This is a genomic window from Aliarcobacter cibarius (assembly GCF_013372265.1).
Lineage (GTDB): Bacteria > Campylobacterota > Campylobacteria > Campylobacterales > Arcobacteraceae > Aliarcobacter > Aliarcobacter cibarius.
The window spans coordinates 128,850-154,695 of the sequence record NZ_CP054051.1 but is presented as its reverse complement, the minus strand read 5'-3'; the positions used below and the strand labels follow the sequence as shown (position 1 = coordinate 154,695).

Genomic DNA, 25,846 nt, shown 5'->3' with positions numbered 1-25,846 from the left:
CACCCTATAAATATATTAAGGTAAAACTATGAAAGAAACAATTTTAGCTGTTGATATGGGATCTTCAAATATCACATCAGTTATTGCAACAAATAACAATAAACAAGTAGATATTATTAATATATCTTCTACACAAAGCTTAGGTATAAAAAAAGGGACTATTGTTGATATTGAAGATCTATTTTTAGCTCTTAAAAACTCTGTTGAAACAGTTAAAAAAGATAACTCAATTGAAATTAATAAAACAGTTGTATCTTTGTGTGGTAAAGACTCTTTGAATATTAAAAGCTCTGGAAAAATTAATATACCTGATAGATTAGTTACTAATAGAGAGATAAATCAACTTTTACAAATTTGTATGTATAACGCATCTATTCCTTATGATTATGAGATGATTCAGCTAATTCCTAAACTATTTATTATTGATGGCGTTCAAACAGTTAATCCATTAAGTCAAGCTGGAAATAATCTTGAAGTTTATGTAAATATTATTGTTGTTAAAAAAAATCTATTAGCTAATGTTAAAAATATGTTTCAAAGATTAGATATATTTAATGTAAACTTTGTTTTAAAATCTTATTCATCTCTATTTAGTTTGACTAATTTAAAACAAAGAATGAGAGGTATAGCTGTTTTAGATTTAGGATCACAAACAAGTGAAATAATTGCTATAAAAGGTGCAACTTTTTTATTTAATGATTTTATAGCTATTGGTTCACAAAATATAACTAATGATTTAGTGATGATGCTTAATATCTCTTCTAGTGATGCTGAAAATATTAAACTTCAATACTCTAATCTTCTTACTAACTATAATGAATTAGATAATAAAGATTGCACATTAAAAGTTGAATCTAATATTGATAGTATAAATCTTTCAAATATACAAACAATAGTTCATGCAAGAGTAGAGGAGTTACTAGTTATTCTAAAAAATAAACTCAAAAACTCTGGATGTATTAGTGATTTAGAAGAGGGAATAATAATTACAGGTGGATTATCAAAACTAAAAGGTATTAAAGAGTTAGCTAATAAAATATTTGAAGGTATTCCTATCGTTATTCAAAACCCAATTGAAGATAAAAATAGCTTTAATGATCTTGATGAATCTATTATCTCTTCTTCAATAGGCTCAATAAATTATATTGTAAATTTTGATGATAGAATAGAATTAGACTCAAATAAATCTTTGCTAATTAATAGGTCTATTCAAAATAATAATAATCAACAGCAAGAAAAACCAAAACCACCAAAAGAAGAGATGATTCTAACTCCACTACAACCAAAAGGAGTTTCAAAATTAAAAGATCTTTATAAAAGATTCGTTGAAATCTTTTAAAAGATTTCGACTAATAAAAACATTTAGACATTATGTGGGAAATAAAATTAATATGATTCTATTCTAGAAGGGAGGATGAATTGTATTAACTACAAAAAAATATAAAAGCAAAAATCAAATAAATAAGGAAACATAGTATGAGTAAAAAAATTGTTAGTTTTTCTCTAATTGGTTTAAGTATGTTTATTTTAAGTGGTTGCTCTTCAAAAGAAGTAACAATAGAAAATAAACAACCTGAGAAATATGAGATATTAGGAAAAGCAAAGGGTAATGGGAATGGTTCATTAGCAGCATTAGCAACAGCATATTATTTTATTCCACTTGGATTAAATGATAGAACAGAAAGAGCTTATGCAGATGCAATTAGAAGTGTCCCAGGAGCAACGGGTCTAATAAACGTAACATATAGTGAAGATTGGTATTGGTGGTTAATTGGAACAAATAGAAGTGTAACTATTACAGGTGATGCAATTAGGGAGATAAAATAATGAAGTTTAATAAAATTTTTAAAGTAATATTACTATTTGTATTTGCGGTTTATTTTACTGGTTGTTCGGGTAAACCTGTAACTTTTGATAGTGTAGATCCTAAGCTTTATGCTGATAAAAAAAGTGAAGGTAGAACAATTTCTGGTGAAGCTAGTGGATTTCAATTATTATTGTTTATTCCAATAGGAGTTAATGATAGACACAAACAAGCTTACGATGTTTTAAAAGGTCAAGCTAATGGAGATATTATAACTGATATTAAAGTTACAGAATCATGGACTTATGCTTTTGTAGGAACAGTTTATACAACTAAGTTTACAGCAACAGCTTATCCTAGAAATAAATAGATTTTTTTAAAATTAGCTCAAATAATTTAAATATTTGAGCTAATAAGTCACAATAAAATAAATATGTCTACAGTAAATCAAATTTTTCAAAAAAGTTTTTTATTTAAATTGTTAAGATGGTAAAAAGCTTTTATTTACTCAACTTTCGCACATAGTAAATCATAAATTTCTATATAAAAAAGCTTCATTAAATCCCATAAATAGGCACTTTTTGATATAATTGTATCTACCAAAACACTATTATAAAAGGCTTTTTTATGGAACTTGACAATTTTATCCAAACTGCTATGAGAAGAGTGTTAAAAAATCCAATACTTACAGTTCTAAAGGATATAAATTTTAGTTCTATCTTGAAACAAAGCAACTTTATCAAAAGGGATATTGGTGTTTCACCTTACCTTATAACACTTCAATTTTTATATATGTTTATTATTAATAAAAAAATATCAACTTTTATGAAGTATAGTAATGATAGTTTCAAAAAAGATGTTTATTATAGACTTTTGAAAAATGAAAAATACAATTGGAGAAAACTATTACTATTAAGTTCTGTAAAATTAATCTCAAAACTTCATATACTTCAAAAGGCTGCTGATACTAGAGTATTAATTATTGATGACACAGTTGAAATTAAAAGAGGAAAATTTATAGAAGGAAGCTGTAGAAATCTTTGGAATAATAAGGAACATAGAACTGTAAAAGGTTTGAATATTGTATCACTAAATTATAGTGATTGTTATACTGATATGATGTTAGATTTTTCTATTAACTACAACAAAAATCAAATTGTAAATGTTAATGAAAACTATTTTCATCATAAAAGTAATGCTTTATAAACGAAGAGTTGAAGGTAATAATAGTAAAAATAATTTAGCTCTTCAAATGGTAAATAGAGTATTAAAATCTGGAATATATGCAGATTATTTACTTGTTGATAGTTGGTATGCCAAACCAAATTTTATTTATGAAATAAAAGAAAAAGATCTTGATGTAATTGCAAGATTATCAAAATCAAATAGAATTTGGCAATTTATAGGAAAATATAAAACACTTGAAAGACTGTACACTCGAGTAAAAAGTCATAAATCTTCTAAACTAGGTAACTATAATTCTATTAAATACTCTTATGCCTAACTACAACTACACATAAAACACTTGGTAGAATTAAAATAGTTTTTATAAAAACAAAAGATAATCTTATTCCAATTGTTTCAACAAATATAAATTTATCAGATATTGAAATTATTAATACCTATAAAAAACGATGGAATATTGAACAAGGATATAAAGATTTGCGAGAGTATTTCCAATTTGGTAAAGAAGAAAATAGAATTTACGAAGCACTCATTGCTAGGATTACTCTATCTTTCCTTGCTTATAACCTTACAAGCTATATCAATCGTATCAATAATGAACCACAAACATTAGGAGAACTTTTCAGAAATTTAGAGTGTCAGCTTGAAACCCTTGCAATTTCGATGGAACTATTTATAAAAATATTAGAACAACTAGTTCAAGCCCAAGAAATTGTCAAGAGAAATAAAGATTTGGAACAGATTATCCTAATGCTCAGGGTTTACACTAAAAAACAGCTCGGTTTTATGTGCGAAAGTTGAGTTAATAATCTTAATTTTAATTGAAACTATTAAATTAAATCCCACTTATTTAATTATGATTAAATTGCACTGTGTAGAAACTTCTCAAAGCTTTATTTAAATTACAACTTTGTTTCTACCAGTCTGCTTTGCTTTGTAAAGGTTATCATCTGCTCTTTTTAGTAAACTATCTTTTGTATCATCTTTTTTTGGAATTGCAATTCCAAAACTACTTGTAAGCTTTCCTATTTTTGTAAAATTGAAGTTTTCAACATCAACTCTCATTTTTTCAGCAACAAGAATTAAATTCTCTTTAGAGTTTGATTCTATTATTGCAATAAACTCTTCACCACCCCATCTATATACTAAATCTGTAGTTCTTATTGCTTTTTTTGTAACATCTGAAAACTCTTGTAAAACTATATCTCCAATATCATGCCCATAAGTATCATTTACTTTTTTAAAGAAATCAATATCATACATAATAACGCTATATTCACAAAATCTTTTCTCTTTTATTATCTTGTCTAAATCAACATTAAATTTACTTCTATTAAAAAGTTTTGTAAGTGTATCTGTATAAGCTTTTTTGATAAAAATATTCTTCTGTATATAATTCACTCTTAAAATATATAAAATGATAAGCAAAGATAGTATTAAATTTAGAGTTATAAAAAGAGAAAAACCTTCTTGTTTTGTATCATTGATAATACTATTTTTTGAGTAAGATAATACATAAGTATTTATACTTTGATCAAAATCAAATATAGGTAAAAAAGTTACTAAATACCACTCATTTTTAATCTTAAAATCTTCTACAAAAGCTTCAAAGGAATCAAGTTTTTGTGAGAAATTTTCTTTAATTTTTGCATCAATTAAAGATACTGTTTTTTTATCAATAGCTTCAATTTCGCACTCTTTAATCTTCTCTTCATAAAACTTATCGCTTACAGATGAACCAATATAGTAGCGTTCAGCTATTTGTTTAAAAGCTCTTTTGTTTACATAATCTTTTGAAATAATTAATTTATACTCATAAGGATAAGTTTTATGTAAAAAGTGATGCATAGCATTAAATGAGTTAGAGAGTTCAACTGTTCCATAAAACTCATTATCAATTATAATTGGAAATACATTTCTAAATCCATTTTGAACCTTTCCCTCTTCAAAACCAAATTGTGGTTTTTTTGTCTCATTGGCTTTTTTTACAGTTGCTCTAACCTCTAAAAGATTATCTCCATAATTTTGTGGTGAATGAAATCTTAAAAAACTATTTCCATATTTATCATGAAAATGAAGTTGTCTAAAATCGTGTTGCACTAATCTATTGTATGTAGAGTAAAGATTGTTTAAAAGTTCATTTCTAGTTCTATTTTTAACAGTTTCATTAGCACTATTTAAATTTTTTAATAGATTTTTTATTTTTTCTTGATACAAAATTTCATCAACAATCATAGTTGCAAATTTTTGATTAAAATTTAAAATAATATTTAATTCACTACTTAATTTTTCAATTTGAGAGTTTTTAATTTTTTCTATTTTAACTTTATTAAAATGCTCTATTGAAAGGTAGAAAATAGTCTCAATAGCTATTAAAAATAGTATGAAAAAGAGTATAGTTTTTCTTGTTCTCATTAATTTGCCCTAATATAAGAATTTCAAAGTATAGTTAAATAATAATAAAGTTTAGCTTTTTAAAAAAGAGTAAACTTTATTATATTAATTGATTTTTTACAAAATCCAAATAGTGTCCATCTTCTTGCTCTAACTTATTAGCACTTCCACTTTGAACAAGCTCTCCATCATTTAAAACATATATTTTAGAGGCATTTTTAACACTACTTAATCTATGAGCTATTGTTATAACTGTTTTATCTTTTAAAAACTCTTTTAACTCTTTAAATAGATTTGTCTCAGTTTGAACATCAAGTGCTGAAGTTGATTCATCAAAAATTACAACGCTTGGGTTTGCTAAAATCATTCTAGCTATTGATAATCTTTGTCTTTGACCTCCACTTAATCTAACACCCATTTTCCCAACAATTGTATCAAGACCATTTGGCATATTTTTTAAAACATCATCCATTTGAGCAATTTTTAAAGCTTTAAATATTTTTTTATCATCAATATTTTCACCCATTGTTAGATTAAATCTAAGAGTGTTATTAAATAATATTGGCATTTGAAGAACCAAAAATACGCTATTTCTTAAACTCTTTTTATCTATATCATCAATACTTATATTGTTGTATAAAATATCGCCTGAGCTTTTTTCATAAAATCCAGCAATTAATTGAGATATTGTAGTTTTACCACTACCACTTGCTCCAATAATTGCAATTTTTTCACCAGCTTTTATATCAAAACTTATGTTTGATAGATTATTTTTATCTTTATTATATGAAAAAGATAGATTTTTTAAAGAGATATCAACCCCATTTTTACTATCTAATTTTATATCTCCATCTTTTTCACAAGATAACTCTAAAACACTATTTATTCTTCCTATTGCTGCTTTTGCACTTGCAAGTGAGTATTGAATAGATAAAATCTCTTGAACAGGAGACATAATAAACCACTCATTGGATTTGCAAGAGGTAAAAAGATGAATCTTTATACTCATAGTGGAAGAATTGATGTCTAGTATTGATGATAAATTAGATTTTAATTTAAGCAATGAGCAAAAAAGAATAGTTTTTGAAAATCTTGATGAGAATAAAAAACTATCTTGTTTAAAGGCATTTAAAGTAGCTAAAAAAATCAAAGTTGAAGCTAAAGATATGAGTGCGATTACAAAATCTTTAGGCATTAAAATAACAGATTGTGAGCTTGGTGTATTTGGCTTTTTAGATTTCTTAGCTAAAGATGAAGAGATTTATAATAGATTAAAAAATAGTTATAAAGAGCAAAGAATTCCTTGTATAGATTTGTGGCAAGAAGCAAAAAACTCATCTTTAAAAATAGTTGGATCAACTGTTAAAAACTCTGATATTGAAGTAAGTTATTGCCAACTAGGATGTTTTAGAGAAAAAAAAGGGCTTAAAAGTGGAAATCAAAGTTAAAATTTGGATTGAAGATAATAAGCAAAATCACAATCACAAAAAGATGAAATAATAGAAGCTATAAAAAATAGTTCTATAGTTCATTGGAGTCATATTAATTTTTATGGAACATATGATTTTACAAAAATTGATAAAAAAGTAAATGACATGATAAGTTAAAATATAACTCTATATTTCAACGAGGAATGATTTATTGATTGAAAGTTGTATTAATATAAGGAAAAACTATTTCTAGGGCTATTCTAAGAATTATGATATATTAAATTAAGCCATATTTAAGAACCGTGGCGCATTTTGTACCTTTATGTAAATATAGCCGTGCGACAAGAAGTCGCTTAGTTTGATGTCGGGTGGCACCGATAAAATATTCTGTTGTTTTCTCCCTTTTTGTTGGTGCATTGTTGGTAACGATGGTGTGCTAAGCAACAAAGAAATGATTGGATAAATTCTAAATGCAATAGAATTTATAGGTTGGGAAATTGGATATGGTTAAGAAATTGAATCATTGTTTGACGCTCCGTCAAAGCAAGACAGTGAAAGTGCATTGATACACTGTAACTAAAAAGTATAGGGTTGAGGATATGATGTTGGTTAACCATCATACACAGACAATTAAACCCTCGGAGTATAGATGAAACCTAAGTCCAAAGCTAAACAAACTAAGAGGAACTTGGTAAGCCCAATGAGTTGTTATGATAAATTTATTTTCACTTTTATTATAACAAACTTTTCAGTAATGAGAAGCGATAATTTAGTGGGTATAGGAGATAAGAGAAAGCGAATGGTTATATGTAATGTATGACATAGAGGTTCAAACTTTGCCTTATATTGAAAGATAGCAAACTTCTTATTGGTGCTGATGTCAATGACATTTGTAGTAATAAATTTTTTAAATAGAAAGGTATAAAGTGATAGAGTCTTGTAAAAAAGATATCACCCACATAAACTGGTTAGCCGTTGACTTTGATGTTGTAGAGCAATCAGTAAAGATATTACAAAATCGAATTGTAAAAGCTAAACTAACAGGTAGAACAAGAATGGTAAAGAAACTCCAATCTCTACTTGTAAAATCTTTGAATGCTAGAATATTAGCAGTAAAAAGAGTGAGTGAAAATAAAGGTAAAAAAACAGCTGGTGTTGATGGAAAACTTCTTGATACTAGTATAAAAAAGTGTAAATGTGTTGATGAACTTAAAATAAAACTGCCCGATTACAAATCTATGCCACTAAAACGTATTGAAATTCCCAAGAAAAATGGTAAATTAAGACCTTTAGGAATTCCTACTATGTTTGATAGAAGCCTTCAAGCTTTATATAAATTAGCTCTTGAACCTATTGCTGAAGTTGTTGCAGATAAAAACTCCTATGGATTTCGTCCAAAACGAAGCACTCAAGATGCTATGAAGCAAGTTTGGATTTGTACTTCTAAAAGAAATGGTGGAGAATGGATATTAGAAGCAGATATAAAAGGATGCTTTGACAACATAAGCCATCAATGGATTTATGACAATATTCCACTTGATAATCGACTTTTAAAACAATGGCTAAAATCTGGATTTATTAAAGATGATACCTTGTTTCCAACAGATAGTGGAACACCACAAGGTGGAATTATATCTCCAATACTAGCTAATATGGTTTTAGATGGAATTGAAGAAGTTGTGAAAAGGCATAAAGCTAGATTTCAAAAGATGAAAGATGGAGTTATCTTATATCGTCATACTAATCGTCTAAATTTTATAAGATACGCCGATGATTTTGTCATAACAGGGCATAGTCCAAAATATTTACGATTACTTCAAAAAGATATTGAAATTTTCTTAAATCAAAGAGGCTTAGAACTATCAAAAGAGAAAACGCATATTACACATATTAGAGATGGATTTAATTTTCTAGGCTTTAACTTTAGGAAATATCCTAATAATAAAGTGATAGTTAAACCCACTAAAGATGGGATAAAATCTTTTAAGTCTAAAATTAAAGAGATATTTAAAAAGTATAATTCATCGAGTTTATCAATGCTTATAACAAAACTCAATCCTCTTTTAAGAGGATGGGCAAACTATTACAGATTTGTAAATAGTAAAGTTGTATTTGATAAGATTGATACTTATATTTGGAGAAAGTCACTTAATTGGATGAAAAGGATTCATCAAAGAAAAGAAACTATAAAATATTACAAACAATATTTTAAACCATTCCCAAACTACAAATCAGATGTATTATCAGATGGAAAACAATTCGTTTATAGACTAGCTACACTCCCACTTAAAGAGTTTATCAAAATTAAAAGCGAAGCTAACCCATATGATAAATCTTTTGATGAATATTTTATCAAAAGATATTTTGCCCTTAAAAACCTCACAAAAGTTTAGTTCAGTGCTTGAGCCGTATGCGGGGAAAGTCGCAAGTACGGTTCTTAGGAGAGAATGTCACTGTGAAGTGATGTTCTTATCCGACAGTGTTAATAAAAATTCAATATTTAATTACTTTTTTTCATCAATATTAATTTTTTTATATTATATTTTATAAGATTCAACTATGTTTAGATTTTATACATCTAGTTTACTTTGATAGAAATCAATGATTATATTTTTATTTTATTTTAGAATTCTTATATTCTATTTTTAAAGAATTTAAAATTTTAAAACTTAATCTTAAGCCTAAAGATTTATTTATAGAGCCACTTGCAAATTCAAATCCAACCAAGTAACTAGTTTTTTATTGTAGCTATTTTTGACTTTTAAAAAAATCATTTTCTTCATGTGTTAAATAGTTTTTTAGCTTTTCATTTAAATTCATCTAAAAATCATATTTTTATACCGTGCTTTATGCTTTAGTTTTTAAATTCACATCATTTTTCCTATTTTTAATGGTATTTCAAATCACAAGCTTCAAGCTTTGATGGATACAGACACAAAGAATTCCAAATGCTAAAACAGAAGCTACTTTTGTAGCTCCTTGATAATATATTGTATTACATCTGAAATCTTCCTTGAGGTATTTATTTACCCTTTCAACCATACTTCTTTGGTTATAGTGATGGTAATCTGAACTCCCCGTAAGATTTAACATTTCAAACTTCTTTTTTTCATCTTTTTGAAGTTCTATTTTGGTTTTTAACTCAGTAGAGTTTTTGGGATTGATATCAATGAGTGGTCTATGATTTAGCTTTTTGGAAAAATCTCTGATGATATTGCTATCGTACCCTGCGTCTTGTAGGTCATAGAAATAATTCACTCTTTTGCTTGTTTCATTTATAAGTGGCAAAGCAACAGAGCTGTCATGTACATTAGCTCCACTATAAAATGCTGCTATTGGAATATCTCCATCAACTGCCGATATATGAAGTTTACCACCAATCCAAACTTCTTTATTACCTTTTGAGTTCTTTTTTATACCAGCTCCACATTTTGTTGATATAAGAGCTAACATCTCTTGTGTGGTAGTCATTTCTTTTTGTTGTTGTAGAATTGTTGGTAACTTAGGCTCTTTAATCTCGCCTTTTTTTAATCTACCTCTTTTCTTTGTAGACTTTTTTTCTTTTTCTACTTTTATAACTTTTTCTCGAAGGGGTATCTTAGTGGAATCACTAGCATTATAAAAAAATATTGTATCACTCAAATACTCTTTAACAAACTGTTCATGAGTCTTTGCGGCAATTTGATGAATACTAAGCTCTTTAAAAACTCTACTAAATTTTGATTCACTTGGAATATCACTCTTGTATCTCCATCCACACAATACTCTCAATATTTTATCACTATGAAGCCTATTAATTAAATCCCTTGTTGTTTGGATATTATAAACACTCTTAGCTATGAAAGCTCGTGCACACTCTTCTCTATCTTTAGGAGTGTTTGTAATAGATACTATTGTTACATTTTTTTCAATTTGTGCAAAATCCAATATCTTTATGAGTTTCTGCTCTTTATGTGATAACTCTTCTACTCTAAATTCCTCTTTTAAAGCAGGAAATAAAGTGGATTCAAGGTTTAAAATCTTATTCCACATTTTTGATATGCCAATTGAAGTGTTTTTAAAAGATATATTTGGTAAGATACTCATATAAAAGCCTTTATGATAGGTGTTTTGGATTGTTTTTGTGGTAAAAAATTATACCATTTACACGATTTCAAAAGGCTTTTTTTGAATTTGATTTAGCTTAAATTGTGGGTTATTTATTGCAATTTGCAAGTGGCTCTATTAACAGTGCTAAAACTAAAGCTCCTTCTTTATCTCATATTTTAAAGAGATTGTGAACTTTGCTCCAATGTACTCAACTCCTTCATAGATAAAAGTGTCATTAGAGACTTTTAAATGACCATTTAAAATATTTTTAATAATATTTTGACTCATATATAAGCCAATTCCCGTTCCTTGAGATTGGTGTTTTGTTGTAAAATATGGGTCAAATATTTTCTCTACAATATCATTATCGACCCCTCCTGCATTATCTTTTATCTCTATAAATATCTCTTCATTTTTTAAATATATGCTAATAAATATTAATTTTTTGCTATTTTCAATCTTATTTAAAGCATCTTTTGCATTATTTAATATATTCAAAATAACTTGAATCAACTCGTTTTCTGAAGATAATATTTTTATATCTTCTATATTTTTTATTATCTCAATATTTTTTGATACAAACTGAGAGCTAACAATACTTAGCGATTTTTCAATCATTTCCAAGAGAGAAAACTCTTTTTCTTTATTGTTTTTTGGATCAAAAAAACTTCTAAAATCATCTATGGTTTTAGAAAGATATTGGGCTGAATTATTAATTGAGCTCATTGCATAATCTAAGTCTTTATCATTTAAAATATTTAAATCTTTTTGTAGTTTTATTCCTGTTGCTGCTGTTGAAATTACCGATAGGGGTTGTCTCCATTGATGGGCAATATTTCCCAACATTTCACCCATAGCTGCCATTTTACTTTGCTGGAAAAATAGCTTATCTCTCTCTTCTTTTTCCAAAGCAATAAGTTTTTGTTCTGTAATATCTTGTTTTATTGCGACAAAATTGGCAATTTCTCCTTCTTCATCAAGAACAGGAGTAATGATGAGCTCTTCATTGTACAAAGAGCCATCTCTTTTTTTATTTATAATCTCACCTTTCCATAGTTTTTTGCTTAAAATAGTTTTCCACATATTTGCATAAAACTCTTTTGATTGTTTTTTTGAAGATATAAAATATCTTGGATTTTTGCCTATAATTTCATCTATTTTAAAACCTGTTAAATCTTCAAAAGCTGGATTTGCCCATTGTACATTTGCCATTTTATCAGTGATTACTATACTATTTATACTCGATTCCAAAGCTTTTATTAAAAGATTGCTTTTTTCTTGAAGTTTTTTTTGGATACTTATATCGGAAAAAGATGTAACAATTTCAAAATCATCTTTTGTGTGCAAAATCAATTTACTGTTAATTGCAACGGGAATATTTTCACCTTTTGAACTTAAAAAATACTCTTTTTGAGATACAAAAGATTTCTCTTTCATTACACCCAAAAATATAGGACAATCTTCTGCTTTGATATTGTTGTTTATAGAGTGAGAATGAAAAAAATTATGAGCATTTTTGCCTAAAACCTCTTTTTCTGTATATCCTAATATTTGGCAAGCCGTAGGATTGATATAGTTTATTTTAGCCTTGGAATCCATAACATAAAGACCTTCTCCTATGCTGTCTGTTATAGATTTAAACCATCTACTTTGGCTATCTAAATTCTTCGTCTTTTTTTGTATTATCAATAACATTGAAATAATAATTATCATCGCTACAATGACGAAAAAATAGATATAAAGTTCAAGCGTAAGCATAAACGGAATATTTTTGCTCTCTTGATAGCCTATTAAATAGCCCTCAACTTTACTACTAACATCAAGCATGGGAATAAGTGCAATATCATAATAAATATCATCGATTTTTACAAAAGCTCCATATGTTTCACCATTTTTCATAGCCTCTTTTAACTCTTTGTTGTTGTGTAGTTTTTGATTAATTTTTTTTGCTGTATTGCTTAACTCTTTTGGAGAATCAGGCAAAGAAGAATTTATATCTTCTATTACAAAGTCTGAATTAATAAGTGAGTCATTGTATAAAAACTTCTGACTTTCAAACAATTTTTTATATACAACATCTTTATTTAAAACAATAGAGTACTCCCTTGTGCTATTTAAATTAGTAATAGAGTCAATAATCGTTTTAGTTGAAATACTAATCTCAACACTTCCTAAATGCTCACCTCCAAAGTTAATAGGAAATATATTTCTAAAACCTGACATAACTTTTCCTATTTCAAAGCTTGAAACAATTTTATTTGTTGAATTTGCTAATAAAATTGTTTCTCTATCTTTTGATAAATCATCTGAGTGTTTGTTTGGTGAATGAAATCGAAGATAACTTTTATTATCTTTAGAAGAAAAGTGAAATTGCCTTATTCCCTCTTCTTTTAATCTTTGATATAAAGGATATAGCTCTTTATACAACAAACCTTTGTACAATTTTTTTTCATCGGCTGTTGTAGCGTTTAATCCTTTTTCAAAAATTGCAACTGCTAGTTGATTATTTATTGACTTAACTTTCGCACGTTAAGTTGATTAAAATTGTAGCTAAATCTCCCTAAAATATTACTGCTATAGGTAATAATATTATCCTTGTTGACATAAAAATAATTTAGTTGTTTTTCTATGATATTTTTCTATTTTGAACTCTCAATAAAGCCCTTAAATAGGAACTTTTAGATATAATATCTATTATATTAAAGGGTAAGAATGCAGATAGAATCTAAGATAATAAGCATCATAAACGACAAACTAAAGAATCCAATTTATGAAACATTGCGACTATTAAATATGAAAACGATTTTAACAAAGAGCAATTTTTCTAAAAAAGAGGGAGTTGCTGTTCATATGGTTGTATTACACTTTGTATATATGCTAGTTATGAATAAAAAAATATCAACTTTTATGGATCAGAGTAATGATAGCTTTAAAAAAGATGTCTATTACAGACTACTTGCTAATGCTCACTACAACTGGAGAAAACTATTATCACTTAGTTCTTTAAAGATTTTATCACTGCTTCATAAAGTACAAGATGCAAAGCTAGTAAGAGTTCTTATACTTGATGATACTGTTGAAGATAAAGTTGGTAAAAATATAGAGGGAAGTTGTGACAACCTTTGGAGCAATAAAGCAAAGAGAAAAATCAGAGGTGTAAATGTTGTATCACTAAACTATAGTGATGGTTATTCAAATTTTATGTTGGACTTTGCAATTGCTATGAATAATTATGCAAGGGTAAAGATAGAAGAGTTTACAAATATTATTGATCATCGAACCAATGCACATAAGCGAAGATTGGAAAGCTTAAAAGGGAAATCACAAATTGCTATAGAGATGATTAAAAGAGCAGTAGCTAGTGGTATATATGCAGATTATCTGCTTGTGGATAGTTGGTATTCTAAACCTGTGTTTATAGAAACAATGAATGAGCTAGGATTGCAAGTTATTTCAAGAATGGTAAACAATGATAGAATCTGGAACTTCACAGGGGAGAAAAAAACTCTTGATGGTATCTATAACAAGTTTAAAAAGCTTAAAACTATTAAGATGGGTCAATATGGCAAAAAGATAAAGTTTGAATACTTCGGGGTCATAGTTGAACATAAAAAAGCAGGAAAATTAAAAATTGTTTTTATAAAAACCAAAGAGAATCTCATCCCTATTGTATCTACAAACTTAGACTTGAGTGATGAAGAAATTATCGATATTTACAAACGACGATGGGATATAGAACAAGGGTATAAAGAACTTCGTGAACACTTTGGGTTTGGTAAAGAAGAAAATCGAATTTATGAAGCACTTATTGCTCGCATAACACTCTCATTTTTTACATACAATGTTGTTAGCTATATAAATCGTATCAGTAATGAACCAAAAACTATTGGTGGATTGTTTAAAGATCTAGAATGTGAACTTCACACCTTGGCAATTGCTATGCAAGCATTTTTAGCTATTTTAGATGAGATTGCAAAAATTGAAGAAGTTGTCAATAGAAATGAGGATTTTACAGCAATAATCGATCTATTAAGAGATGTGACTGGAAAACTACTTGGTTTTAGGTGCGAAAGTTAAGTTATTTATTAAAAAAGTATAATTTAGAAGAATTATCAACAAATCATTTAATGACAAAATAATAAATAATATAGACAATATGTGTCTATATATTATCTTATAATTCCTGTATAAATAAACACAAGGATTAATATCATGCAAAATATTCCAGTAAATTTTGAAGAAAACTACTTATCAACTACTATGATTGCTAAAAACTATGGTATCAAAAATCCAAGAGATTTTGTAGCATATTTAGAAAAAATAAATTTGATTTATAGAGATAAAGAAAATCAATTAAAATTGACACAAGAAGCATTTGATTTAGGTGGAAAATATAAAACAGGTTAGAATGGAGAGAGTTGGATTGTATGGAAAGAAAATTCATTAGATAAATTTCTTTTAGAATTTGTAAAATCTCAAAATGTAGAGATGTTACTTGAACCTATTGAAAATAGTAATACTTTAAATGAAACGCAAAAATTAATTCATAATAAAGTAATAGAATTTATAATTAATAATAAAAATAATGTATTGAAATCTACAAATTTAGAGGATTATCAATTATCATTAACAGGTTCAGCAGGTACGGGGAAAACTTATCTAACAACTCAAATAGTAAAAACACTTGAGTCAATGAAAATAGTATTAGCTGTAACAGCACCAACACATAAAGCAGCAGGCGTACTTTCTGATTTATTTTTAAAAAATAAATTAAAAACAACACCTAGAACTATTCACTCTTTTCTAAATATTAAGCCATTTATTGATTATGAAAAAGGAATTGAATCATTTAAACCAGATAAAACTAAAAAAGAAAGCTTGCCTATTGATGTTCTTATAGTAGATGAAAGCTCTATGATTGGAATAGAACTTTATGAGTATATTTTAGAAGAGATTGAAAAAGGAAAAGTGGGTACTGTACTTTTTGTAGGTGATCCAAATCAGTTATTACCAATAAATGGTGAAAATTCATCAATATATAAGTTGAAAAATCAATTTAAATTAACTGAAATTGTAAGACAAGCAAAAGATAGTTATATTATTTCAATTGCAGATAAAATTAAAAATATGATTGAAAATAAATCATATATTCCTGTTATGGAGTTTTTTAATCAGAATTTTTATGATGAAATCACATATTTCAATAATGAAAAAGATTTTTTAGATGATTTTTATAAAAATGAAAAATGGTATTTAGAAAATAAAATTATTGCTACTCATACAAATAAGGATGTTGATGCTTTTAATAGGCAAGTTAGACAAACTTATTGGAATCAACAAAATATTTATGAATTAGATACTTTAAGAGTTGGAGATTGGTTGAGATTTAATGATTCATATTCAGTAAATGGAGTAACTTTATATCATAATGGTGAAGAAATTGAAATAGAATCAGTTGTTAAACTGTATCATGAAGCTCTACAAATTTGGTATTGGGAAGTAAAAGCGAAAAACTCTAGACATCAACAAAAATTTAGAGTAGTAGATCCTGATTATCTAAAAGTTTATAATGACAAACTATCAGCAATTGCTAATTTAGCAAAAAGAGCAATATTTCCTGAAAATAAAAATTTTTGGAAAATCTTTTTTCAAACAAGAGATATGTTTGCAAATGTTCAATATATTTTTGCATCAACAATGCATAAACTTCAAGGTAGTACTTATGACCAATGTTATATCAATTTATTTGATTTGGCAAAAAATAGAATGTCTCTCGATGATAAATATCGTTTAATTTATGTGGCTATAACAAGAGCCTCAAAAGATATAAAAATATTTATTTCAAAACTTGACGAAGAGTTAATAGAATTCAATAATCTTGATACTGATAAATATTTTGAGAATATGGATTTTATATTACTAAATACTTTGCAATTAGAAAAATTATAGAATAATCCAACTAGAGAGTAAAAGTAGTTCCAAAAAGATAGGTTCTTTGAGCTAAATAAAAAAGCCCAAAATTAAATTACTATGGAATTTTTCATAGTTGTTGATTTTTAGGAATTTAAAAAAATTAATAAATAGATTTGATTTATTTATAAAAATAAGGTTATATTATGTCAAAAAAAATTGTTATGAGCATTACTCATATAGCTAATATTGAAAGAGCATTAATTTCAAAAATGTTTAATTGCTTTGAAGCATTTAAAATAATTACGGAAAAGATTTCTGAAGATGATTTTACAATTTCAGTACATAAAGATATTTATTCATATTTTAAGAAATCTTTAAATGAAAAACATTTCAATGATTTTAAAAACAATGAACTAGATGATGAACAAATTATTTTCAGGCATTTTAATCAAGTAAGAAAAATATTCAAAATAGGATTTATTTCTTTTCATGCTATTGTTAAATCAACTTCAAAAATAAGTCACATTGAAATTATCAATAATTTATTAGAGTTTAGTAGATATAGAAAACAAATCATTGATAATTCTAAAAATAAAGAATATATTATTATGCAAGTTGTTGATGAGTATGGTTTACATGAAGCTTTGTATTCATCTAACATATTATTAAAAGTTGTTACATCATACAGTTTTAAAATAGCAAATGAAATTTGCATTCATTTTGATAAAACATTTGAAAATTACAAATCTTTTATAAATGTAGATGATAATGAAGCTAGTGCTTCATTAATAGATAATGTAAATCCTAATTATTTGAAAAAGCTTGTTTTGAAAAGAAATATTAATTTTACTGAAAAAATAAATAATATTTTTAAATGGGCTGATGAATTTAATTTAGATAATTTTAAAATTATCAGACAAAGAGGTGTATTTTTAGAAACTAAGCCATTATTTGATTTTTCAGATTCTAATATAACTTATATACCAGATGAATTATTTGAAGTAAGAAGAGATTTATTTTTAGTTTCTTTTGCAAATAATCAAATAACAACAATTCCTAGACTAATAAATTTAGCAAGAGATTGCAATGCATTATTATTTTGCAATAATAAAATTGAAGTATTACCTAAAGAATTATTCCAATTAGTAGAATTGGAATCTTTATATTTACATAACAATAGATTAACTTTAATACCGATTGAAATTTCAAAATTATCAAATCTAAAAACATTATCAATTTCAAATAATGATATTAAAGAATTTCCAATTGAAATAACTCAATTAAAAAAACTAGAAAGTCTTGATATAGAGAATACTTTAATTGAAAAATTACCAGTAGAATTTTTAAAATTAGAAAATTTAAGTGCAATTAGCTTTGATGAGCAACACTTTGAATTTATAATTCAAAATAAATATTTAATGAAAAATGTTAATACTATTAATCTAGCACATAGTTCTTTTAATAAAGAAGATGACTTTATAAAAAGCTTAAATATTCAATATTGCGAGGATTCAAAATGGATAGATGATAAAGATTTAACTTATAAAAAATGTATTAAGTTATCATTTGAAGATAAAATAGGAATCTAAAACTTTTTAGTATAAAATAACTATTTGATGGGATAAACAATATTATGGAAAAATTATCTGATATTGACAACTCAAATATTAATAAAAGAGATTTTTGATAATTATGAAAGTAATGTGAAAATTTTAAAATAAACAAATTGAAGGAAAAACAAAAATGTTTGGAGTAAAATATAGCAGGTTAACCTTTTGGATATGGTCAATATGTTTGTTGATGATAGATATGATTTTGGTTATAGTAGCAAGACTATTAGAAGCTGCTGAAATATATGACAAGGCATTATTTTTATATGTATTTGTTTTTTTTATTGGAATTACCTGGATGAATGTTCTTGCAAATAGAATAAGAGATTATGGGAGTAATCCATGGATTTCAGCTTTTGCAATGATTCCGCTTGCTAATATTGGATTGGCATTGTATTATGGTATTGTAAATAAAAAATCTAAACCTAAATTGGAAAATGTTTCTAATTCATATGATTCTACTTCATTATCAAAAGCAGTTTATAATCATAGTAAAGATATTCTAAGTGAAATAAAGCCAACAATAGATGAATATAAACAAAATCATTCAACTTCAAAGATTGAAACTCAAACATCATCAAATTTAAATTCTGAGATAAATGAAGATGAAATTTATGAACAAATAATGTTAGAAATTGAAGAAGATAGAAAAATAAAAGGAACTTGGGCAAAAGCACTGGCTCAAAGTGATGGAAATAAAGATAAAGCAGAATCTATTTATATAAAAATAAGACTAGAACAAGAAAAAACTAAATCCCTAAAAAACATAGAAAATTTAAAACAGAATAAAATAATAGAAAATAATTTTTCTCAATCAAATTGTAATTTCACAGAAAGCAAAAAGTATAAAGGATTAATAGAAGAAGTTGGTATAAGTACTTTTTTAGCTCCTTTTCTTATTATATTTATTACTATAGTTATTATTTATATAGCAGAAGAACTATTACATATAAGTGGTGATGGTCTAGTATTCATAAGTATATGTTCATTTCTAATTGTAATGTTTATTTATATGGAAATAACAAAATCTAATAAAAAAGTAAATGAAATTGATTTAAAAAATGAAGGTATTGCAATATATAATTCAAATCTAGATAATGATTTCAGTATATATGATGAATTGGATGAACTATATGAAGAAGCAAAGGTAATAGTTTTATCAGATAAAAAAACTTCAATTTCCCATATTCAAAAAAAACTTAAAATAGGAAATTTTAGAGCTTTAACAATAATGGAACAATTAGAAAAAACTGGTGTTCTATCTGAAGCTGATGAAAAAGGTAATAGAACTATTCTATTGTAAAATTTGATTTACTCTAGAGGGAGTGTTAGAAAATTCGTGTCAGTCTGATAAAATAATAAAAAGGATTGACAATAAGAGAGAGAATAAACTTTGACTTTAATTAAGTTTTAGAACAATTAAAAATGGTAAAAATCTTACTGGTAAAGATGGACTATTGGCGCCATTAAAATAATTTATAAAGTAAAAGGATGGCAAGCAAGAACTCTTGAAACTATTTATACCTTTCTATGGTTAGATGCAATACATTATAAAATCAAAGATGGCTGGAAATATTTTGCTTATATAGTCACAATATGTCCTTTTTTAATAATATGATTATAAAAAATTTGGAGATAATAATGAATAAACTGACTATAAATATTCCTAAACTTAAACAAAGAGTGGTTTGGAATATGAAACCAACGACAAGAGTGAAACAAAGTAAAAAAATATATTCAAGAAAAAATTGGAGAACAATATGAAACTAATTGATGGAAAAATATTTGATGCAGTTAGAGCAGAAGTAATGATTGATTATCTAAAAAATTTAGATGTACAAATTATTGAAACTGATCCTAGAAGTGTAAAAGTAATTAAAACTGATAATGATATATTAAAGTTAGAAGTAACTTCTAATCAAAAAGCTTTTTATTCAATTAGAAAAGCATTTTTATTTAAATTGCTAAAATGGTTTAATATTTCTCACCATAATATAAAGCACTTTAATATTGATACAATTATTGCTATTTGTAATGATAATTTAAGAGCAATATCCGACAATCAATATAACTCCTATGTAAAAATAAAAATAGAAAATGGTGAGGCTGTAACTATTTTAAGTTCAAAATTTACTACTATTAGTGATTTAGAAATTATTAATTTAGCTCAAAAATATAATATCGATAGTATCTCACGAGATGATTTTAGTATGAGAATTTATACTACCATAAAAGAAAATTCAGAACCAATTGTTGGGGATATGTTTGGATATGCTTTTAATATAACTAATTCTGAAACAGGTTTTTCACAAGTAACAGCAGAGAATTTTATTCTAAGATATATCTGTACAAACGGCGCAACTACTAGAATTTCAACTGATAATCATAGTTTTAATCACTATAAAATGAATAAAAACTATGTTTTAAATACTATTATTGATAGTTTGGATAAGAGTGAATCAATTAGCAAAACATTTGATGAAAAAGTAAAAAATGCTCAAAAAATTAAAGCTGAATTATTTTTCCCAAATATAAAGTATCAAGTAAATAATATAATTGGATCATCTAGTGGATTTAAATTTTTTTACAATTTTGAGGAAAAAAGAAAGAGTAAATATGATTTGTTTAATTATATTACACATAGTGCAAAAAGATTTAATCTTTTAGAAAAATATCAACTTGAACAATTAGCTGGTAATTTAATGTAATTTTATCTAATAAGGATAATATAAATAGACAATATATATATAGTTATTTAGTTAAAATATAAATAATCAAAACTAGGGGAACTTTTTGAAAAAACTACTACTAATATTAACTCTGAGCATACTTTCATTTGCTTCAAGTTTACCAATAAATTCTGTTGTAAAAATATTTTCAACAGTTACTGAACAAAACTATTTAGAACCTTGGGAAAACCCAAAGTTTTATGATATTACTGGTTCAGGTGTAATAATAAAAGATAATAGAATTTTAACATCTGCACATGTTGTAAGTGGTTCAAATTTTGTTCAAGTGCAAAAAGAAAATGATAGTAAAAAATATGATGCAACTGTTAAGTATATTTCTAATGATGTTGATTTAGCAATACTTGAAATTAATGATAAAACTTTTTTTGCTAATACTAAAGCTTTAGAGATAACTGAAGATGTAAAAATAAAAGATAGTGTAACAGCTATTGGTTATCCAATAGGTGGTAATACAATTTCAACAACAAATGGAATAGTATCAAGAATTGAATATAAGAGTTATTCATGGAACCCTTGGGCAAATTATCTCACTATTCAAATAGATGCTGCAATAAACTCAGGTAACAGTGGTGGAGCTGTAATAAATAAAGATAATAAAATAGTTGGTATTGCTATGATGAAATTAACTCATGCTGATAATATTGGTTATATTGTACCATCTGTTGTTATTAATACTTTCTTAAATGATATAAAAGATAATAAAGTAGATGGATTGTCTTCAACTCAAACAATAGTATCTTATATTGAAAATCAAGATATGAAAGATTATTTAGGATTACATGATGATTTAGGTATTTTAATTACAAGAGTTGATATAGAAGATGTTGAATTACAAGAAAATGATGTATTAATTTCAATAAATGGTAAAAAAATATCAAATGATGGAAAAATTGATTCTAAATATGGAAAAGTAAGTTTTAACTATGAACTAGATAATAAACAAATAGGCGAAACTGTTAAATATGAAATTATCAGAAATAAGAAAAAAATAGATGTTAATTATAAAGTAAAGATCTCAAAACCATTAATTCCTTATGAATTCCAATCTAAACCAAAATATTTTGTATTAGGAGGATTAACATTTGCTCCATTAACTACAAATTATCTTATAAAATTAGGTGCAAGAGCTAGTGATATAGATACTATGCTTTATAAAGATAAAAAAACAAATGAAATAACTCAAAGAGTTGTTTGGTTACAAAAAATATTTCCTAATAAGATAAATAGAGGTTATTATTCAAACACTTACATTGTTACAAAAGTAAATGGTATAACAATAAAAGATTTTAATCACTTTGTAAATATCATAGATACAACAAAAGATGAATATATAGTAATTGATTTTATAGAAAGTAAAAAAGTAGTTCTAAGAACAAAAGAAGCAAGAGAAAGCTTTGAACAAATTAAAAATACTTATGGACTAAAGTCTGATAGAAGAGTTGATTAATGAAAAAGAAATCTTTGGGTATAGACCTACAAAGGGATTTTTTTTCCAACAATATTTAAACTAAACTTAAAATGATAAGGAAATCCCTATATAATGGCTTTTCTATCTTTTTTACTTATCTTCTACTTTTAGATTTATTATTTTCTCTAAATTAAATTCAAATTCTTTTTTATTTGTTTCTATTCCAGTAAAATCATATTCACCATAAAAATTAATATGTTGCCAATGAACAATAGAACCATTTTGAATTGATTGAATTATTAATGATTTTTCATTTTCATCAGTTTCTTTTGCTAATTTATCAGAGAAATATAAATAATTCCAACAAATAATAGCATTTTGAATTAATCTTAGGGAATTACTTGCTATATCTTGTTCTTCTTTTGTAGCATACATGTATTCTCCATTATTTCCAAAAAATATTGCTTTAGAAAATTTATTTGCATTTTCTATTTTATTTAATTGCTTTTCAATTTGTTGACGAAGCGTAACATCATCAATATATTCAAGGAGAAATTTTGTTTTTATTATTCTTCCAAACTCTCTTAATGCTAAATATGTTTTATGTTGTTTTGGATAGGAAGTAAGTCTTTTAAGAAGTTGTGATGCTGTAGTTTCTCTCTCTTTTATTGTAAGAACAAATCTTAAAATATTTTCCCATTGTTCTTCTATTAGTTCTATATTGATTTGTTTTATTGGTAAAACTTTATATCCTAATTTGTGATACTCTTTTTTTGCTTCAAATGCATATAGTTGCTGTTCTTTAAAATTTTTAATTCTTGGTGCAAATGAAAAACCTAATAGATGTGTTAGAGCAAATACAACTTCACTATAGCCAAAAGTGTCTGTCGAATGAATATCACTCTGAATTGTGTCATTATGCATTAAACCATCAATTACATAAGCAGCTTCTCTTTCATTTGCATTGATTACAGTTGAATAAAATAGTCTATGTGATTCATCAATAAACATATATCTACTAACACCTCTTCCTAATCCAAAATATTTAAATGAATATCCAGCATTTAAAGAATCAACTGAAATATTAAACTTTTGACCATCACTTGCTGTATGATTTTTGTCTTTATCATTTTTAAAAAGTTTTACTATGTCTAACTGTTCTGTAAAAGCTATGATTTTATCATTTGCTTCAATTAAATTTTCATTTGATAAATACCAATTACTTGCATGTTCTATATCATGTTCAAAAATACCTTTTGAAATTTTAGCCATTCTTGAAATGTTGATATTACAACCATATCCAATAATAGATGCAAATAATGCTTCTATCTTTATGTTACTTCTATTCCTTCCTAAAGAGTAATGTGTAAATACTTTTGTAAAACTAATATAGCTATTAATCTCTTCCAAAATTGATATTAATGGAATAAATTTGTCTTTTGGAAGCCATTTTGTTAATGGATCTAATGATATATCTTTTTCAACTTTTGGAGTAGTTATTGTAAAACTATTTTCACCTTTTAGATGAAAATATAGATTTAATTCCTTTGAAATTTTTTCATTAACATCTTTAAAAGATGAGTTTAGTTGCTCTTTTAAATAGGTTGTAGTTTTTTTGCAATTAGCAAAATGTAAAAGATTGTATTGTTCCAATAAATCCATCTTTTCTTTTTTGAATTTATTAATATCCAATAAATATGATTCAAATGCTCTATATCTATAAGAGTTTAGAAGGTTTAATTTTCCTGATTTAATAGCTTGTGATATTTCAATAAAAAATAGTATTTTATATAATGAAATTCTAAAATGTTTAGTATTATTTTCATCTTTTTGAAATAGTAAACTTTGAATATTTTTCTCTAAAAAATCTTTTGGAGTTGATGAATTCAATTTCCCATTATTGTTTTTATAATGTTCTATTGCTTTTATAAAAGATTTTTGTGAATTGTTTGTATCAAAATCAACATTTTGGATAATCTTAGCTATTCTTATTTGTAATTTAGAAGAGTTATTCTCTAGCATATCATAAAAAGAAGTCTCTTCATTTAATGAATTAAAATCTATTGATTTTATTTTTTGAAACTCTTCATTTTTTGTTAATTCTGTAATTATATTCTCTATAAAAGATATTTTATCTTCACTTGAGAAATCATTTTTAATAATTGATTCTAAATTTAATATATTTGGAATAATTTCTGTTTGTAAGAATTGTGTTAAGTCTTTAAAATTCTTTGTTCTGCTATGTTTTTGATCATAATAAATTGTTTGGTGTTCTCTTAATGTGGTTTGTTTTATTGATTGCATCACTTGTACGAAAATATCAATTAAATAGTCACTTCTTATTTTTACTTGATGTAGCACAAAACATATCAAATCAAAATATTGTTTATGTTTTACTTTTCTACTAATTTGATGCATATCAGATTTTTCAACCCATTTTGCATAGTGAATAATAGTGTTATCATCTAATGAAAGCTCTTTTAAAATAGGTTCAAGTTGTTTTGATAAATCATTTAAATATCTAAAATCAATATTAGATTGTCTAACTTTAGTAGCATTTACAGAGTGTAAAACTCTTTTATATTTACCAAGAACATATTTAGTAGGGTTTGAAACATCTTCTTTTAAAAGATAATCAAGATTTTTTAAGGCTTCATGATTTTCATATTTTTTGATTTTTTTATAATCTAAGGTGTTTTGTGCATTTATTGATGATGAAATGATAGTTGTTATTTGAGTATAGCTAGGAACTTCTATTCTTAATTCCATTGATTTTTCTACTAACAAATAAAAAATATCTTGTGTTTTTAATAGCTTTTTTACTAATAAATCTGATTCTTTTTGAAGAATATCATATATATGTGAAGTAAATTTAACACAAGAAAAATGTTTTTTTATTGTATTTTTATATGTAGCTAATGAACTATGTCCAATATCAGTGGAATATGAATTATCATCAAATTTAAATTTAGAAGCTATGTATTTTATATCTTCATCATAATATGAAGTTGGATTAAAAAATCTATGTGTTATTTTAAAATATCCAAACATCAATATAAAATGAATTTGATTACTACTGTTGTTGAATGAATAAACTTGTTGTTCTAATTCAATTGGCAGTTTAAAAATTTCATTTTTTAGCTCTTGATTTAGAATTGGTGGTTCTTCAAACTCTTTTTTTTGGATAGATGTTAAAATCTTAATAAGTGGCATGAAGAACCTTTAAATTATAGGAAATTGTATACATATGTCTGTATTTACAT

The 25,846-nt window shown here is 25.8% G+C and carries 20 protein-coding genes and 2 pseudogenes; 17 read left to right on the top strand and 5 right to left on the bottom strand.

All coding sequences use genetic code 11. From position 1 onward, the window contains the following. Positions 1–28: 28 nt before the first annotated feature. The 6 genes from ftsA to ACBT_RS11755 all read left to right on the top strand — a co-directional run bounded on the left by ftsA (position 29) and on the right by ACBT_RS11755 (position 3,790). Positions 29–1,339 carry a cell division protein FtsA gene (ftsA, locus tag ACBT_RS00690; protein ID WP_176325310.1) on the top strand — a complete coding sequence of 437 codons (1,311 nt, stop codon included), beginning with the start codon at positions 29–31 and terminating at the stop codon, positions 1,337–1,339. A gap of 137 nt (positions 1,340–1,476) precedes the next feature. Then, positions 1,477–1,827, top strand: coding sequence for a hypothetical protein (locus tag ACBT_RS00685; RefSeq protein WP_208993258.1), 351 nt, complete (start codon positions 1,477–1,479; stop codon positions 1,825–1,827). Beyond that, on the top strand, positions 1,827–2,174 hold the full coding sequence (locus ACBT_RS00680; protein ID WP_176325294.1) for a hypothetical protein: 348 nt from the start codon (positions 1,827–1,829) through the stop codon (positions 2,172–2,174). Before ACBT_RS00685 ends, ACBT_RS00680 begins: the two co-directional genes overlap by 1 nt. 257 nt (positions 2,175–2,431) lie before the next feature. Beyond that, entirely contained in the window at positions 2,432–3,010 is a 579-nt protein-coding gene (locus ACBT_RS00675; protein WP_176325309.1) for a hypothetical protein, read from the top strand. After that, complete coding sequence (locus ACBT_RS11760) at positions 2,973–3,308, top strand: transposase (protein ID WP_176325308.1); 336 nt, start codon at positions 2,973–2,975, stop codon at positions 3,306–3,308. The genes ACBT_RS00675 and ACBT_RS11760 overlap by 38 nt, the downstream gene beginning before the upstream one ends. Next, a complete protein-coding gene (locus ACBT_RS11755; RefSeq protein WP_176325402.1) occupies positions 3,293–3,790 on the top strand; it encodes a transposase in 498 nt (165 codons plus the stop codon). Before ACBT_RS11760 ends, ACBT_RS11755 begins: the two co-directional genes overlap by 16 nt. A gap of 96 nt (positions 3,791–3,886) precedes the next feature. On the opposite strand, the gene ACBT_RS00660 is transcribed toward ACBT_RS11755, so the two are convergent. Both ACBT_RS00660 and ACBT_RS00655 read right to left on the bottom strand, forming a co-directional pair. After that, on the bottom strand, positions 3,887–5,404 hold the full coding sequence (locus ACBT_RS00660) for a sensor domain-containing diguanylate cyclase (RefSeq protein WP_176325307.1): 1,518 nt from the start codon (positions 5,402–5,404) through the stop codon (positions 3,887–3,889). A gap of 79 nt (positions 5,405–5,483) precedes the next feature. Then, positions 5,484–6,338, bottom strand: a complete 855-nt coding sequence (locus ACBT_RS00655; RefSeq protein ID WP_323126728.1) for an ABC transporter ATP-binding protein — start codon at positions 6,336–6,338, stop codon at positions 5,484–5,486. Positions 6,339–6,405: 67 nt separating this feature from the next. Here ACBT_RS00655 and ACBT_RS00650 point away from each other — a divergent pair, with 67 nt between their 5' ends. Both ACBT_RS00650 and ltrA read left to right on the top strand, forming a co-directional pair. Continuing rightward, positions 6,406–6,831, top strand: coding sequence for a ModE family transcriptional regulator (locus ACBT_RS00650; RefSeq protein WP_228280436.1), 426 nt, complete (start codon positions 6,406–6,408; stop codon positions 6,829–6,831). Between the two features lie 908 nt (positions 6,832–7,739). Beyond that, positions 7,740–9,206: a group II intron reverse transcriptase/maturase gene (gene ltrA / locus ACBT_RS00645; protein WP_176325304.1), complete on the top strand. Its 1,467-nt coding sequence runs from the start codon at positions 7,740–7,742 to the stop codon at positions 9,204–9,206. Positions 9,207–9,711: 505 nt separating this feature from the next. Here ltrA and ACBT_RS00640 read toward each other — a convergent pair. Continuing rightward, entirely contained in the window at positions 9,712–10,899 is a 1,188-nt protein-coding gene (locus ACBT_RS00640) for a transposase (RefSeq protein ID WP_176325303.1), read from the bottom strand. Positions 10,900–11,052: 153 nt separating this feature from the next. Then, a complete protein-coding gene (locus ACBT_RS00635) occupies positions 11,053–13,344 on the bottom strand; it encodes a PAS domain S-box protein (protein ID WP_176325302.1) in 2,292 nt (763 codons plus the stop codon). A gap of 270 nt (positions 13,345–13,614) precedes the next feature. Here ACBT_RS00635 and ACBT_RS00630 point away from each other — a divergent pair, with 270 nt between their 5' ends. The 9 genes and pseudogenes from ACBT_RS00630 to ACBT_RS00595 all read left to right on the top strand — a co-directional run bounded on the left by ACBT_RS00630 (position 13,615) and on the right by ACBT_RS00595 (position 22,622). Beyond that, the gene (locus tag ACBT_RS00630) at positions 13,615–14,979 is read left to right on the top strand and encodes an IS4 family transposase (RefSeq protein ID WP_024774758.1); all 1,365 of its coding nucleotides are present in this window, start codon (positions 13,615–13,617) and stop codon (positions 14,977–14,979) included. 135 nt (positions 14,980–15,114) lie between these two features. Further along, positions 15,115–15,309, top strand: coding sequence for a hypothetical protein (locus ACBT_RS00625; RefSeq protein WP_176325301.1), 195 nt, complete (start codon positions 15,115–15,117; stop codon positions 15,307–15,309). An 81-nt stretch (positions 15,310–15,390) separates the two neighbouring features. After that, on the top strand, positions 15,391–16,851 hold the full coding sequence (locus ACBT_RS00620) for an ATP-dependent DNA helicase (protein WP_176325300.1): 1,461 nt from the start codon (positions 15,391–15,393) through the stop codon (positions 16,849–16,851). A gap of 167 nt (positions 16,852–17,018) precedes the next feature. Continuing rightward, positions 17,019–18,404 carry a leucine-rich repeat domain-containing protein gene (locus ACBT_RS00615; RefSeq protein WP_176325299.1) on the top strand — a complete coding sequence of 462 codons (1,386 nt, stop codon included), beginning with the start codon at positions 17,019–17,021 and terminating at the stop codon, positions 18,402–18,404. A 1,138-nt stretch (positions 18,405–19,542) separates the two neighbouring features. After that, a pseudogene (locus ACBT_RS11855) lies at positions 19,543–19,728 on the top strand (DNA translocase FtsK); the annotation flags it as partial. A 165-nt stretch (positions 19,729–19,893) separates the two neighbouring features. Beyond that, positions 19,894–19,989, top strand: a pseudogene (locus ACBT_RS11850) (transposase); the annotation flags it as partial. A gap of 77 nt (positions 19,990–20,066) precedes the next feature. Beyond that, entirely contained in the window at positions 20,067–20,189 is a 123-nt protein-coding gene (locus ACBT_RS11750) for a hypothetical protein (RefSeq protein ID WP_257117013.1), read from the top strand. Next, positions 20,186–21,133 carry a hypothetical protein gene (locus ACBT_RS00600; protein WP_176325298.1) on the top strand — a complete coding sequence of 316 codons (948 nt, stop codon included), beginning with the start codon at positions 20,186–20,188 and terminating at the stop codon, positions 21,131–21,133. Before ACBT_RS11750 ends, ACBT_RS00600 begins: the two co-directional genes overlap by 4 nt. Positions 21,134–21,218: 85 nt before the next feature. Beyond that, entirely contained in the window at positions 21,219–22,622 is a 1,404-nt protein-coding gene (locus ACBT_RS00595; protein ID WP_176325297.1) for a S1C family serine protease, read from the top strand. Between the two features lie 111 nt (positions 22,623–22,733). On the opposite strand, the gene ACBT_RS00590 is transcribed toward ACBT_RS00595, so the two are convergent. After that, positions 22,734–25,796: a Tn3 family transposase gene (locus ACBT_RS00590; RefSeq protein WP_024774783.1), complete on the bottom strand. Its 3,063-nt coding sequence runs from the start codon at positions 25,794–25,796 to the stop codon at positions 22,734–22,736. Positions 25,797–25,846: the final 50 nt, after the last annotated feature.

Bases quoted from the DNA above. Each gene is read 5' to 3' on its own strand.
- ftsA (WP_176325310.1), top strand. From the start codon at position 29: ATGAAAGAAACAATTTTAGCTGTTGATATGGGATCTTCAAATATCACA.
- ACBT_RS00685 (WP_208993258.1), top strand. From the start codon at position 1,477: ATGAGTAAAAAAATTGTTAGTTTTTCTCTAATTGGTTTAAGTATGTTT.
- ACBT_RS00680 (WP_176325294.1), top strand. From the start codon at position 1,827: ATGAAGTTTAATAAAATTTTTAAAGTAATATTACTATTTGTATTTGCG.
- ACBT_RS00675 (WP_176325309.1), top strand. From the start codon at position 2,432: ATGGAACTTGACAATTTTATCCAAACTGCTATGAGAAGAGTGTTAAAA.
- ACBT_RS11760 (WP_176325308.1), top strand. From the start codon at position 2,973: ATGAAAACTATTTTCATCATAAAAGTAATGCTTTATAAACGAAGAGTT.
- ACBT_RS00660 (WP_176325307.1), bottom strand. From the start codon at position 5,404: ATGAGAACAAGAAAAACTATACTCTTTTTCATACTATTTTTAATAGCT.
- ACBT_RS00655 (WP_323126728.1), bottom strand. From the start codon at position 6,338: ATGTCTCCTGTTCAAGAGATTTTATCTATTCAATACTCACTTGCAAGT.
- ACBT_RS00650 (WP_228280436.1), top strand. From the start codon at position 6,406: ATGTCTAGTATTGATGATAAATTAGATTTTAATTTAAGCAATGAGCAA.
- ACBT_RS00640 (WP_176325303.1), bottom strand. From the start codon at position 10,899: ATGAGTATCTTACCAAATATATCTTTTAAAAACACTTCAATTGGCATA.
- ACBT_RS00630 (WP_024774758.1), top strand. From the start codon at position 13,615: ATGCAGATAGAATCTAAGATAATAAGCATCATAAACGACAAACTAAAG.
- ACBT_RS00625 (WP_176325301.1), top strand. From the start codon at position 15,115: ATGCAAAATATTCCAGTAAATTTTGAAGAAAACTACTTATCAACTACT.
- ACBT_RS00620 (WP_176325300.1), top strand. From the start codon at position 15,391: ATGTTACTTGAACCTATTGAAAATAGTAATACTTTAAATGAAACGCAA.
- ACBT_RS00615 (WP_176325299.1), top strand. From the start codon at position 17,019: ATGTCAAAAAAAATTGTTATGAGCATTACTCATATAGCTAATATTGAA.
- ACBT_RS11750 (WP_257117013.1), top strand. From the start codon at position 20,067: ATGAATAAACTGACTATAAATATTCCTAAACTTAAACAAAGAGTGGTT.
- ACBT_RS00600 (WP_176325298.1), top strand. From the start codon at position 20,186: ATGAAACTAATTGATGGAAAAATATTTGATGCAGTTAGAGCAGAAGTA.
- ACBT_RS00590 (WP_024774783.1), bottom strand. From the start codon at position 25,796: ATGCCACTTATTAAGATTTTAACATCTATCCAAAAAAAAGAGTTTGAA.